We start from the raw sequence: 12,882 nt of genomic DNA, 5'->3' as shown, positions 1-12,882 counted from the left end.
TCCCGGCAGAATGAACGGAGCGCATGGTGATCTTCCTACTGGGGTCGCCGGACCCGCCGCCAGGATCGACCTGACGGCGGCGCGAGCGAGGGGAGCATCACGCCGACCCTCGGCCGGCGCCGATCCTTGGCGATGACCTGAAGAGCCGTCGGGGTCGGATCAGGTCGGCTTCACGTCGTAGGGATTGCCGCCCAGGGCTTGCGAGATGTCGATGATCGCGCGCTGGCCCCGGACGCTGTTGCCGGCGGCGTCGAGCGGCGGGGCGAAGGTCCCGATCCCGAACTTGCCCGGCGACACGGCGATCAGCCCGCCGCCCACGCCGCTCTTGGCCGGCAGGCCGGCGTGGAACAGCCACTTGCCGCTGTCGTCGTAGAGGCCGGCGGTGGCCATCACGGCCAACAGTCGCGCCACGTGTTTGGGATCGATCACCTGCTTCTTGGTGATCGGGTTCTTGCCGCCGTTGGCCAGGGTGGCGGCCATGTTGCCAAGGTCCTTGGCGTTGACCGCGATCGCGCACTGACGCGTGTAGATGTCGGTGGCCACGGCCGGATCGCTCTTGAACCGCTCATAGGCCCACATCAGGGCGCCGATGGCGCGGTTGCGCTGGTTGGTGTCGGCCTCGGACTTGTAGACCTCCTGGTCGACCGACAGCTGGCGGCCGGCGAAGTCGGAATGCAGCGCCAGGATCTTCTTCCACACCTCGTCGGGCGTGCCCTTGACCATGCCGGTGGTGGCGATGGCCCCGGGGTTGACCAGCGGGTTCATCTCCTTGCCGCGGAACTGCTCGATCGCGACGATCGAGTTGAACACCTGCCCCGTGGCGTCGACGCCGATGCTGTCCTCGATCAGGTCCTCGCCGGATTCCTGGAACACCAGGGCCAGGGTGAACACCTTGGAGATCGACTGGATCGAGAAGGTCGGCGTGATGTCGCCGGCGGTCGACAGCGCCCCCTGCGGCGTGGCCAGGGCGATGCCGAAATAGTTCGACGGCACCTTGGCCAGGGCGGGGATGTAGTCGGCGTTCTTGCCTTCGTTGAGGCCCTTGAACTTGTCGTAGGCGGCCTTGACCGCGGCGTCCGCCGAGGCGGCGCTAGGCTGGGCGAAGGCCGGGGCGGCCACCAGGCCGGCGCCGGCGGTCAGGCCGAACCCCAGGGCGGCGATGCCTCTGGCGAGGTCCCGACGCGAGGCGTTTGATTGCATCATCGGATTGCGCTCCAGGCTGCTGGCTATCGGAAATCGTTGCTCGAGAAGCTGTACTTGAAGGACACCTGGATCCGGGTGTCGTCGCCCTTGTTGCCGTCGAAGTCCTCACGCTCGCCCCACAGCAGCTCGCCGCCGATCAGGATCCGCGGGTCGGGCGTGTAGAGGACGTTGGCCGAGGCGTACTGGCCCGTCTGGTAGGCGTCCGCCGCCTGGAAGTTGGTGTTGTCGACCTTGGTCATGCTCCAGCCGACGGAGCTGCTCCACTGGTCGTTCCAGTAGTGGTCGTAATAGGCCGTCAGGCCCAGCAGCGGCAGCACGTCGCCGTACAGCGAGCCAGGCGGCACGGGAGGGGCGCCGACGATCGGCTGCGAGATCCCGGGCTTGGCCTTGGGCCCCATGTCGGTGCCGCCGTCGTTCATGTAGCTGGCGATGCCTTCGCCATAGACGACGCCCAGATGGACGACGTCCTTCTGACCGGCCTTGATGTTGGAGGTCAGGTTCAGGCCCCAGCCCATCTTGTGGGACGACGGCTCGTTGTTCGGGGCGCCCTTGGTCTCATAGCCGACGCGGCGCAGGATGCCCGCCAGCTGGACGTGCCCCCAGTCTCCGGCATAGCGATAGTGACCGGTCAGGTCGGGCAGTTCCTCGTCGCCCTGGATGTTGGAGCCCAACGTCGGATCGACGATGCGGACGTTGCCCGGGTCGATGTCGTTGCCGGGCTTTTCGAGCGCGATCGCGAACCGGCCGGCGCCGGACCCGAAAGTATAGCGGATCTGCGGGGTGCGCACGAACACCATGCCCGTCGGTCCCCAGTACTCGATCGTGTTGGGGAAGATGTCGCCGTCCATGAACACGCTGTTGGTCTGGCCGGCCAGCACCGGGCCCCACTGGCCATAGGCGTGGCGGAGGCGGAACGTCGTCTGGCCCGCGTCGCCGCCGACCCCGAACAGGTCGAACTCGAACTTCACGAACAGGGGCTTGCCGGCGATCTCCTGCTGCGCCTTCACGCCGAACCGGCTCTGCTTGACGCTGATCGAGGTCTGGCCGTTGTCGCCGAAAGTGTCTTCGGTGGTCGGAATTTTCGAGGGCCTCAGGGCGTCGTCCCAAAGCGGGTCGACCCGGTTGAAATCCTGGGTGAAGTCGACCTGCGCGAAGCCGTAGACCTCGAACTTCGGCTCGTCGGCGGCCTGCGCCGCTCCGGCCAGACCCGTGATGGCGGTCGCCACCAGCAGATGCGGCGCGAGCCGCCCGTAAGGAATTCGCATCTTAATCCCCTGTCGCCTTACCCGTTGTCCGGCTCTCGTCTTTCGCGATGACCGGCGCGCACTACGCACGCGAAACCTCGGCAGGTTAGGAGCCGACACGTCCGGGAAAGTATCGGGTGGGCGCCTGATACGACCCGAGGTGGATTGCCCGGGGCCCGGCGGCCTCCGGCCAAGCCTTTCGCCAAGCGACAAGGCTGGGGCGTCGGCGCCCCGGCGGCTCGGGAATACGCCGGATGGCCCCGGCCCGCGGCCCACCCGACGCTGGCGACAAACCCGGAGACCGCCCATGACCCACGCCCGGACCCTCGCCGCCGCGGCCGCCGCCAGAGACCTGGCCGGAGACTTCGGCTGACCCTGGCGCTGCTCGTCGCGGCGGCGCTCGTTGCGACCGATGCGCCGCCCGAGACGCCGGCCGAGCCGACCCCACAGGTCAGCGGCGCCGCCGCGACGCCCCCCGCTCCCGCCGCCGAACCCCAACAGAAGGCGCCTCCGGCCGAGGATCAGGCGGAAGCGCCCAACGCCCTGCTGTTCGTGCCCATGAAGCTGCTCTCGGTGCTCGACCAGGACTTCAGCATCGGGCCGTGGACCTTTCGCGGCTACATTCAGTTCGACGGCGCCGACTACACGCAAGAGCCCGCCGGCCCGCCGGAGACCGACTTCCGGCGCGGCGCCATCGGCAGCGGCGACACCCTGGACGCCCAGGCCCTGGCCGACGGCTCCTACCTCCGCAAGGCCCGCCTGGGCGGCGAGGGCCAGTGGGGCGAGAACCTCTCGTATCGCGCCATGTTCGACATCGGCGGGCGCGACGAGCAGGGCGAAGCCCGCATCGCCGAGGTCTGGGCCCGTTACAGCCGCTTCGCGCCGTACGTGCTGATCGTCGGCGCCTATCCCCAGCTGGCCAACATGGAGGACGCCACCAGCACCGACGCCAATCCGTTCCTGGAACGGGCGACGGCGGCCAATCTGGCGCGGGGCCTGGGCGGCGGCGACGGCCGGTTGGGGATCACCGTGCGGCGCGCGACCCGCAACTGGATGACCGCGATCAGCCTGACCGGGCCCGTCCTCCACGAGGACGACGAGACGTCGCCCCGGTCGGCGGTCGTCGCCCGAACCTCGCGGGCCTTCTATCCGTCCAAGACCTCCAGCGTCCACGTGGGCGGATCGCTGATCTACGTGCTGTCCCCGGGCAAGAGCCAGGACGGCCGGACCCCGGGGTTCGGCTTTCGGCTGATGGCCACGCCGGAAGTGCGGGTCGACGACACGCCCCTGCTCGACACCGGCGACCTCATCGCCGACCACGCCAAGGTGCTGGGCCTGGAGTTCGCCGCCCGTCGCCGCAACCTGTTCCTGCAGGCCGAGGCCTTCGATTTCGCGGTGGAGCGCGCCGCGAGCGAGGCCCCGCGCGACGCGCACTTCTCCGGCTTCTATGTGCAGGGCAGCTGGATCATCACCGGCGAGGCGAGGCGCTTCGACCAGACGCGCGCCGTGTTCGGCCGTCCCCTGACCAGGCATCCGCTGCGCGAAGGCGGCTGGGGTGCCTGGGAGCTGGCCTTCCGCTACAGCCGGATGGACGCCAACTCCAACGCCGGCCGCCTCGGCGCGCCCCCGCCGCCGGGCGGCGTCCGCGGCGGCGACCAGACCATCCTGAACCTGGCGCTGAACTGGTATCCCTCCGACCGCATCCGCCTGATGCTGAACGCCATGCATGTGAAGGTGGATCGCCTGAACCCCGCCGGTCCCGCCGATCCCGAGCCTTTCGGCCCGGCCCCGCTGACCCCGCCGGTCGGCGTGCAGATCGGGCAAACCCTGGACATCCTGGCTCTGCGGCTCCGCTATTCCTTCTAGTAGGCGGAACCTGACGTTCCAACCTCGGGGTGTACGGCGGCCGGTCGAGGGTTTTCCCCGATGGTGGTCCTCGCCGGCATGGCGATGCTTAGCTCAGCAGATCGAGGCCGGAAAAAATGGATCATCGACAGCTCTTCCGAGCGGCGCTCCTGTCGCTTGTCCTTGCAGCCACGGCCGCGACGCCGACCTTGGCCGCCAAGCCCCCCACCACCTGGGACGGCCTGCTGCAGGTCAAGTCCAAGCGCTTCGACCTGGTGTACCTGGCGCCGGGTGCGACCTTCACCGGCTACACCAAGGTCATGCTCGACCCCACGGAGATCAGTTTCGAAAAGAACTGGCGCCGCGACTACAACCAGCAAGGCATGGGCGTGTCCCGCGACATCTCGGAAAAGGACGTCAAGAAGGCCATCACCGAGGGCGTCGCCGCCGCCGGAAACATCTTCGTCGAGGAATTCACCAAGGGCGGCTATCCTGTGGTGACCGAGCCGGGTCCCGACGTGCTGTGGCTGCGAACCGGCGTGCTCGACGTCCGGGTCTCGGCGCCGGACACCTTCGAGGCGGGCCGCACCTACACCTTCGCCAACGACGCTGGCGAGGCGACCTATTTCGTGGAGGTGCGGGACTCTCTGACCGGCGCCCTGCTGGGCCGCGCCGTCGACCGGCGCCTGGCGGGCGACAATACGGTCGGGCAGCGCAACCGCGTCACCAACCGCATGGACTTCCGTCGGCTGGTCGAGCGGTGGGCCGAGCTGAGCATTCGCGGCCTCAACGAGCTGAAGACCCGCGCGCCGATCGACGACACCGGGCGTTTCGCGGGGACCGCGCCCTAACCTCCCTGTGTGTTGCGGGGCCCCAAACGCCGTCGTGGGCCCTAAGTTTGCTTTTCTGTCGGGAGACGCCAGCAGAAGGACGTTCGAGATGTCCCATCGGCTCGACCAGACTCTAACGGCGCCGGCATGGGCCCTGCCCTTGTTCGGCGACCCCGGCGAACCGACGCCGTCGCTGCTGCCCGCCGGCCTCGGCCCGTCGGTGGCCGGGATCCTCCGCCGGGCCCGGTCGGCCCTCGCGCCGTCGGACGCGATCCTTGTCCCGGCGCCCGTTCTGAAGCCCGCTGGCCGCGCCGCCACCAAGCTGCTGGCCGCCGTCTCCAAGGCGCTCGTGCAGGAAACGGCCCTGATCAACGAAGCCGGCGTGGTGATCGCCGTCAATCCCGCCTGGCGGGCGGCCGCGCGGCGCGCGGGCACGTCGCGGCGCGCCGGGCTCGGCGAGTCCTATGTGGACCTCTGCGCCCGGATCTATCCGGCCCTGGGACGGCCGGCGTTCCGCCATGGCGTCCAGGAGCTGCTGGCCGGCCGCAGCGAGTCCTTCGTCCATCGCTATACGGTGGCCGACAGCGAACCGTCGCAGCGGCGGCACGTGCGGATCACCCCCCTGCCCCTCAGCCCCCGGCCCGTGTTCGTGGTGGTGCACGACGACCTGCCCAAGCCGACCGGAAAGGGACGGCCGTCCGCCGCTCGGGCCTGCGATCTGCTGGAGGCCCAGGAGGAGGAGCGGGCGCGCATCGCCATGGAGCTGCATGATTCCACCTGCCAGCACCTGGCGGCGCTCAACCTGTCCATGGGGCGGCTGCGGCCGCTGGTCGAGGGCGACAAGGCCAATGACGTGCTCGCGGACATGTCGATCTCGATCGGCGAGGTGATCAAGGAGATCCGTGTCCTCTCCTACCTGATCAAGCCCGCCGGGCTGGAGCAGAACGGACTGACGCGCGTGGTGCGCGGATTCGTCAACGGCTTCGGCGCCCGCACCGGCCTAGCCACCAGCTTCGTGACCCGCGGTCCGGTCGACACCGCGCCGCAGGAGGTGCAGCACGCGGCCTACCGCATCGTTCAGGAAGCGCTCTCCAACGTCTACCGGCACGCGGACGCCCGGCGCGCGGATGTGGAGCTGATCAGCGAGGGCGGCGTCCTGACCGCGCGGGTGAGCGATGACGGCAAGGGCGTCGCGGCCCTGCTGAGAGGTGAACCGGCGAACCTCGAATCCGGGGTCGGCATCGCGGGCATGCGCACCCGGGCGGCCCAGCTGAAGGGGCGGGTCGAGATCTCCTGCCCCGGGCTCGGCACGGTCGTCGTGGTCGCCCTGCCCGTCGGGCCCGGCGTCGTCCGCCCGGCGTCTTCGTCGCCCCGGACCGGCCAACCCCGGCGTCTCCGTCCCCGACGTCAGGGTAATCACGGATCGCCGCGACCGTCGCTAGGCGCGAGTTTGGATCGTCCGCCCTCCTCCCCCCAGACGGCGGACTAGGAGGTTTCCAGGCCTTCGTGACTGGCCCCGCATCCGTGCGGGGCCCTTCTTTGAATGGAACCCGCGGAGGAAGAATTGTTCCGTAGGACCGACGCCAACGACAGCGCGGCCGCCGCGGCCGCCGCGGCCAGGGCCAGCCTGATCGAGACGGTGACCGCCGTCGTCCTGTCCGTCGCCGGACTGATGGCCTCCTGGGCCAGCCATCAGGGCGCGATGTGGAACGGCATGCAGACCGTCCATTTCGGCCGCGCGAACTTCGAACGCGGCGCGGCCTCGCGGGCCAGGTTCGAAGGCGACATGGTCCGCGCCGTGCAGATCGACCTGTTCAGCGACTGGATCGAGGCCAAGAGCCGTGGAAATGAGACGCTGGCCCAGTTCTACCGCACCCGCATGCCGGAGAATTTCCAGGCCCCGTTCGAGGCCTGGCTGGCCACGCGTCCACTGGACGATCCCAAGGCGCCCCCGACCCCGTTCGCCATGAAAGGCTATACGCCTCCCGGCTTCGCCGAGGCCGAACGGGCCGAGAGGGAGGCCGAGACCCAGTTCGCTCTGGGCGAGGAGGCCAGCCGCACCTCCTATTCCTATAATCGCGCGGGCGTCGTGCTGGCCACGGCGATGTTCTTCGGCGGAATCGGACAGGTGTTCCGCCAGATCTCGGTGCGCTTCACCCTCGCCGCCGTGGCGATCGTCACCTGGCTGATCGGCCTGCAGTTGCTGCTGGCCATCCCGACGATGTCGCTGGGCCAGTTCTCGCTGAGCAACCCCCTTGGATCGCCGCCGGCGATCGCCCCGCGCCGCTAGGGTCCGCACCTGCGTCCCAAAATCGATTGTCATCCCGGACAGGGTCGGCGCAAACCGGGCGCAGATCCGGGATGACAATTTTGGGTCGCTTCCCCCTTACGGCTGGGGCGGCGTGGTCGGGACCGGCGCGGCCGGCGGCGTGGAGGGGACCGGCGTCGTGGAGGTCGCGCCCTTCTGCTGGGCGGCCGCCTTCCCCTCCGCCGAGGCGGGATCCGGCACGGTGATGTAGACGATCGTGTCGCCCTCGTAGCGCGGCTCCAGATAGTAGCCGTCGCAGCGGTAGTAGGAGTAGCCGTAGTACGGATAACCTCCGCACCCCGTCGGCAGCGAATAGTAGGCCGCCCCGTAATAGTAGGGGCTCAGGGCCGCCGCGGTGACGGCGGCGGTGGCGCCGATCACCATCCCGGCCGCGATCGGGTGATGGAAGTGATCGTCCCAGCCGCCCCAGCCGTCATCGATGTTGATGTTGGTGTTGTTGTTGATGTTGGTGTTGCGCTCGCGGTCGCCGCGGCTTCCATCGCCGCGGTTTCCGTCCCCCCGGCTTCCGTCGCCACGATTGCCGGTGTCTCCGCGATTGCCGCCGGAAGGCCGGGTGCTGGCCGTGTCCCGGCCTCCGCCGGAGGGCCGCGCGCCGGCCCCGGCTCCAGCTCCGCCCCCGACGGCGCCCGTACCGGCGCTGGGACGACTGGCGGATGCGCCGCCGCCCAAGCCGCCGCCGCCCGTGGAAGGCCGGCTGGGCTGGGTCGACGGACGGCTGAAGCTCGACGAGCCGCGGTTGTAGCTGGAGCGGCTGCCGCCCATCGAGGAGCCGCGGCTGCTGCTGAAGCCGCCGCCGCCGCCCCGGCTCATGCTGCTCATGCCGCCGCCGCGGGCCCCGCCGCCGCGGCCGCCGCCTCGCTGGGCGTCGACGGAGTCGACATAGATGACCATCGACGCGAAGACTCCGGCGCTGATGGCGATCACGTGGGGGATACGGACTTTCATGGCGTGCTCCCGGTGGGATCGAGCGTACTCATACGGATGGACTTGGCCTTGGGGCCGGCGTGGAAGGTGAAGGCGTCGGCCGGGAAGGTCGGGTTCAGGGTCCAGGTCAGCCGCGCGACATAGGCGGGCTGCTCGGGTTGGGATCGATCGACGATCATCAGCTTGCGCGGCAGCGGGCGCGCGCCCTGCTCGATCCACACCGACCAGTCCACATCGCCCTGGCGGAAGGCGTACTGGTTGGTGAGCACGCCGTCGATCGTGGCGGGTCCCACCAGGAAGGCGCCCGTGAGCTCGTCCGGACGCCGGCTCTTGAGCTCGTTCCAGCGGAACAGGTCCTCGAGCGGCAGGGCGAGGCCGTATTGATCCCACAGCAGGTCCAGCACCTTCAGCGTGGTCGGCGGCGCCTCGACCGTGGAGTAGAACTCGTGCTCGGGCGAGAACACCGTGAACTTCTCGCCGTCGTAGAAGAAGGTCCGCTTCTTCAGGTCGGTGACGACCTCGATGACGAAGCCGTCGGGCTTGCGCACCTTGTAGTGGGCCGTGCCGTCGATCTGCACCCGCTGTCCGGTCTCGGTGACGATGTCCAGGCTGGTCTGGGTCCGGATCTCGAAGGTCTTGAGCGTGCCCAGATAAGCGCTCATCCGCTCCAGGGCCTGACGGGCCTCGGGCTCCACTATGGGGGCCACGAGGCCCTCGCCGGGGGCGGTCGCCGGCGCCGTGGACGCGGCGGGCGCGGTCTGGGCCAGCGCTAGGGATGGGAAGGTCGCGGCCGCCGCTACGCTGAGGACGCAACAGGCGACGAGGGGCAGTGGTCTCACGACGGAGTCCTCCTGTTTGGCTTGCTTTCTGAAGATCCCGAACGCGACCTAGGGCCTTCGACGTCCAGATCCACGATCTCGATCGCCGGCATGCGCCAGACGCCGGAGAGGGCCGCGGCGCGGGGCGCGTAGAGCCGCATGACCAGACACATCTCGCCGTGGGGCGCGGGCAGCCAGTTGGCCAGGTCGCCGCCGCCGAACGGCCTGTCGTGGATGATCAGGTCCAGCGAGCCGTCGTCGTCGAGGCTCAGGTCGTTGCGGTTGCCGATCCCGTGCCGCTTGTCCACCGAGGCGGTCGGCCGCGTGTAGAGGCGCCAGAAGCCGCGCACCGGCGGCAGACCGTCGGCCGGGAAGCGAAGGCGCGAACAGCGATCGCCGCGCAGCGGGCGGCCGTGGCCGTCATGCTCGCAGACCAGGGTCAGCAGCTCCTCGCGCGCGGGGGCCCCCAGGCTGGAATAGGCGCGTCCCGCCTGGGCCAGCGAGGCGCCGGACTCGTCGTGCTGCGGCACGGCCACCGCGTGCCAGCCGACGCCCCGGGTTTCGGAAATCGCGGCCGTGGCCGCCCGGATCGCCGCCAGGCCGTCCGCGAAACCCAGCTCCAGCGCCTCGGCCAGGTCCGGCGACCAGTTGGCGGCCGGCGGCGGTCCGTCCAGGTCGCGGCGGAACTGGTCCAGCAGCGGCCGCATCGACCGCTCGAAACTGATCGGCGCGCGGTCCAGCACCGCGTCCAGCCGATGGAAGAACACGGCCGGGCCCAGCTCGATCACCTGCCGCAGGCTCGACACGGCCGGCGGCTCCAGGCTGGTGACGTGGTCGGTGTGATGCAGATCGGGCCGCCGCCCCATCGAGCTGAGGCACTGGTTCTTGGCGATGGCCAAGGCCTCGGGGCGGTCGAGCGGCGAATGGGCGTGGATGCGGCTGACCGCCCAGCAGGCGTCGCTCGGCGACCGGCGGGCCAGGTGCGTGTGCGGGGTCTCGCCGCTCCAGCGCGGCCCGACGACGGCGACATCGACGCCCCCGTCGTTGTCGGTGCGGGTCCCGAGACTGGCGAACGGCTCGCCGGCGGTGTCGATCAGGGTGAGGTCGAAATGACGCCCATGGGTGTGCGGCAGATGCAGCACCACGGGCCCTTCGGTCAGGTCGATCCAGGCGCTGGCGATGACGATGCAGGGATCGTCCTCCAGCAGGCCCGGCGCCAGGTCCGCCCCGTCCGGCGGCAGCAGGTGGAACTGCTGCAGCGCCATCGGATGGGCGCGCCGCACCGCATCGACCAGGAACAGCGGAAAACAGAGCGAAAAGACGTTGGCCGCGACCGCTCGGGTCGTGTTCTGGCCTCTTTGCTTGAAAATCTGCTTGGTCACCGCGGGCCTCCGAACACACGGAGTGTTCCGGGATCGCGACAGCGGGGGTATCAGGCCGAACCCGGAGCCGACCACGTTCCCGACCTAGGCCTGGATCATTTTGTGCTTTATCGCGAAGCGGACGAACGCCGCCGCGGTCCGCACGCCGGCCTTGCGCATCCCCGCCGCCCGGTGGCTCTCCACGGTCTTGATGCTGATCTTGAGCTGTCGGGCGATCTCCTTATTGACCTTGCCCTCGGCGATCAGCTGGGCGACCTCGAGTTCGCGGGTCGTGAAGCTTTCCAGCCGGGACTTCTTGCGCTCGTTGAGCGCGGCGTAGAGCAGCAGCTCCGAAACCGGCGAGGAGAAGTAGAGCCGGTTGACGTGCAGCGCCGAGATCGCGCCCTCCAGGTTCGTCCCGGTGTCGGACTTCAGGACGTAGCCCCGCGCGCCCGCCGCCAGCGCGCTGCTGACCGTCTCGTCGTCGTCGTGCATCGTGAACAGCAGGACGCGGATCTTCGGGCATTCCTTCTGCAGAAGGCGGGTCAGGGCGACGCCGTTCAGGATCGGCAGCGACACGTCCAGAATGGCGACGTCAGGCTTTTCGCGCAGGGCCATCTCCAGGGCCTGCTGTCCGTCGGAGGCTTCGGCGCAGACCATCCAGCCCGGATGGTCCTCAATGACGTTTCGAACGCCCCGGCGGACCATGTCGTGGTCGTCGGCAATCAGAATACGCAGCATTTCGCCCCTCTCCCTGTGGACACGCGTCGAGCCCGGACATGGCCGTGCACGACCGTCGGCGGGACAGGGGACAGGTCCGCTTACGCGGTCGCCTTCGGCAACCAGGCCCCCAAACGCCAACCCTTGGACTAGGACGAGGGTTTTTCTTGATCGTTCGCCCCTCCGTCCGAGGGACTTGCCCCGCCCCAAACAGCGCCCAACTGTTCGTTTCGATTGGGCCAGCAGACACCCGAAGGGCCGGGGGCGCCATCGGGCTAAACATCCAACCCTTCTCAGGCGATCACCTAAGAGGCGAGCGGGTTCGCCGAGCGCATGATGGGCCGAATTCGGAGGTTCCCCATGCTCATGGCCGGCCTGCTCATCGCCTTTCTGGCCCCTGGCCCCGCGGAGGCCCCGAAGAGCGACACCTGGATCCTGCGCTGCCAGATCGACCCCACGACCCAGGCCGTGCGGACCTTTCGCGTCGCGCCCCGCCTGCTGCAGGAATGGCGGCCGGCCGACAAGCAGTTCGGGCCCAATCTGTGCGAGGTCTTCAGCTGCACGGCCGATCGCGACCGGCTCGAGGGCGTCATGACCTCGGCCTCGCTGATCCTGACGCTCCGCGTCGATCGGCCCAGCGGTCAGGGGTCCTGGAAGACGGTCGGCGCCTCGGGCCTGAAGAAGACCAGCGGCCCTTGCGCCGCCGAACGCGAAAAGCCGGGCCAGACCCCGGGCTGAGGGCGGGACCTAACAGGCGTTCAGCCCGGCGGCGCGGAAGATGCTCACCGCCGCCTCGACCTGCTCGGCCGAGGGCGGCTGGGTCGCTTCCAGGCTATAGTCGATTCCCAGCCGGGCCCACTTGTAGGCGCCCATCTGGTGGAAAGGCAGCACCTCGACCCGTTCGACGACGCCCAGGCTGGCGGCGTATTCGGCCAGCTTGGCCATCTCCTCGGGAATGTCCGTCAGGCCGGGAACCAGGACGAAGCGCAGCCACATCGGCCGCCGCAGCCTGGCCAGCCGCTCGCCGAAGGCCAGCACCCGTTGATTGTCGCGCACGCCGGTGACCCGCTCGTGCTGTTCGGGCGTGAAGCCCTTCATGTCCAGCAGGACCAGGTCGATGTCCTGGAGCTCCGCGTCGGACAGGCGGTCTGAATAGAAGCCGTTGGTCTCGATCGCCGTGTGCACGCGCATGGCCTTGGCCGCGGCGAACAGGCGGGCGGCGAAGCGGGCCTGCATCAGCGGCTCGCCGCCGGACAGGGTCAGTCCGCCGCCCATCACCCTCAGGCCGTGGGCGTAGGTCCTGAGCTCCTCCACGGCCCGCTCGAACGGCACCGGCAGGCCGTTGGTCATCGTCCAGGTGTCGGGGTTGTGGCAGAACCGGCAGCGGAACATGCAGCCGGCTGTCCAGGCCACCAACCGGATCCCCGGCCCGTCCACCGCCGAACCGGTGGTGAACGAGTGCAGGAAGCCGATCTCGCCCGTGGCCAGGCCCGTGCGGATGGTCATCTCCGGCACGTTCCGGCTGAGGCCGACCCGCAACTCGAACTCGTTCTTGGCCTCCAGGGCGGGCGCGCCGTCCTGGCCGACCGCATCGCCGGGCGCTGTCAT

12 protein-coding genes are annotated in these 12,882 nt (G+C 69.4%); 5 read left to right on the top strand and 7 right to left on the bottom strand.

All coding sequences use genetic code 11. The annotated features are described in order from the left end of the window. Positions 1-159: 159 nt before the first annotated feature. Both glsA and ASD38_RS05040 read right to left on the bottom strand, forming a co-directional pair. Entirely contained in the window at positions 160-1,203 is a 1,044-nt protein-coding gene (gene glsA, locus ASD38_RS05045; protein WP_200941374.1) for a glutaminase A, read from the bottom strand. 23 nt (positions 1,204-1,226) lie between these two features. After that, positions 1,227-2,468 (bottom strand): DcaP family trimeric outer membrane transporter, encoded by a 1,242-nt coding sequence (locus ASD38_RS05040; RefSeq protein ID WP_156390569.1) that lies wholly within the window; start codon positions 2,466-2,468, stop codon positions 1,227-1,229. A 144-nt stretch (positions 2,469-2,612) separates the two neighbouring features. Here ASD38_RS05040 and ASD38_RS05035 point away from each other — a divergent pair, with 144 nt between their 5' ends. The 4 genes from ASD38_RS05035 (at position 2,613) to ASD38_RS05020 (ending at position 7,412) form a co-directional block, all read left to right on the top strand. Next, positions 2,613-4,313 carry an OprO/OprP family phosphate-selective porin gene (locus tag ASD38_RS05035; protein WP_156390568.1) on the top strand — a complete coding sequence of 567 codons (1,701 nt, stop codon included), beginning with the start codon at positions 2,613-2,615 and terminating at the stop codon, positions 4,311-4,313. Between the two features lie 188 nt (positions 4,314-4,501). Further along, the gene (locus ASD38_RS05030; RefSeq protein WP_200941375.1) at positions 4,502-5,143 is read left to right on the top strand and encodes a DUF3313 family protein; all 642 of its coding nucleotides are present in this window, start codon (positions 4,502-4,504) and stop codon (positions 5,141-5,143) included. An 88-nt stretch (positions 5,144-5,231) separates the two neighbouring features. Further along, the gene (locus ASD38_RS05025) at positions 5,232-6,611 is read left to right on the top strand and encodes a sensor histidine kinase (RefSeq protein ID WP_082554570.1); all 1,380 of its coding nucleotides are present in this window, start codon (positions 5,232-5,234) and stop codon (positions 6,609-6,611) included. A gap of 75 nt (positions 6,612-6,686) precedes the next feature. Then, on the top strand, positions 6,687-7,412 hold the full coding sequence (locus tag ASD38_RS05020; RefSeq protein ID WP_056435071.1) for a hypothetical protein: 726 nt from the start codon (positions 6,687-6,689) through the stop codon (positions 7,410-7,412). Positions 7,413-7,508: 96 nt separating this feature from the next. Here ASD38_RS05020 and ASD38_RS05015 read toward each other — a convergent pair whose 3' ends face one another. The 4 genes from ASD38_RS05015 to ASD38_RS05000 all read right to left on the bottom strand — a co-directional run bounded on the left by ASD38_RS05015 (position 7,509) and on the right by ASD38_RS05000 (position 11,295). Further along, the gene (locus ASD38_RS05015) at positions 7,509-8,396 is read right to left on the bottom strand and encodes a hypothetical protein (RefSeq protein ID WP_156390567.1); all 888 of its coding nucleotides are present in this window, start codon (positions 8,394-8,396) and stop codon (positions 7,509-7,511) included. After that, positions 8,393-9,214 carry a DUF2092 domain-containing protein gene (locus ASD38_RS05010; protein WP_156390566.1) on the bottom strand — a complete coding sequence of 274 codons (822 nt, stop codon included), beginning with the start codon at positions 9,212-9,214 and terminating at the stop codon, positions 8,393-8,395. Before ASD38_RS05010 ends, ASD38_RS05015 begins: the two co-directional genes overlap by 4 nt. Continuing rightward, entirely contained in the window at positions 9,211-10,575 is a 1,365-nt protein-coding gene (locus ASD38_RS05005) for a DUF1254 domain-containing protein (protein ID WP_056435077.1), read from the bottom strand. Before ASD38_RS05005 ends, ASD38_RS05010 begins: the two co-directional genes overlap by 4 nt. An 84-nt stretch (positions 10,576-10,659) precedes the next feature. After that, positions 10,660-11,295 carry a response regulator gene (locus ASD38_RS05000; protein WP_056435079.1) on the bottom strand — a complete coding sequence of 212 codons (636 nt, stop codon included), beginning with the start codon at positions 11,293-11,295 and terminating at the stop codon, positions 10,660-10,662. A 339-nt stretch (positions 11,296-11,634) separates the two neighbouring features. Between ASD38_RS05000 and ASD38_RS04995 the strand changes: the two genes are divergently transcribed. Further along, positions 11,635-12,012: a hypothetical protein gene (locus tag ASD38_RS04995; RefSeq protein ID WP_056458081.1), complete on the top strand. Its 378-nt coding sequence runs from the start codon at positions 11,635-11,637 to the stop codon at positions 12,010-12,012. Positions 12,013-12,021: 9 nt separating this feature from the next. Here the strand turns inward: ASD38_RS04995 and pflA are convergent, their stop codons facing one another. After that, entirely contained in the window at positions 12,022-12,882 is an 861-nt protein-coding gene (gene pflA, locus ASD38_RS04990; RefSeq protein ID WP_200945988.1) for a pyruvate formate-lyase-activating protein, read from the bottom strand.

This window comes from Caulobacter sp. Root487D2Y (assembly GCF_001427165.1).
In the GTDB taxonomy this organism is placed as follows: Bacteria; Pseudomonadota; Alphaproteobacteria; order Caulobacterales; family Caulobacteraceae; genus Caulobacter.
This window is presented reverse-complemented; position numbering and strand designations above follow the sequence as displayed.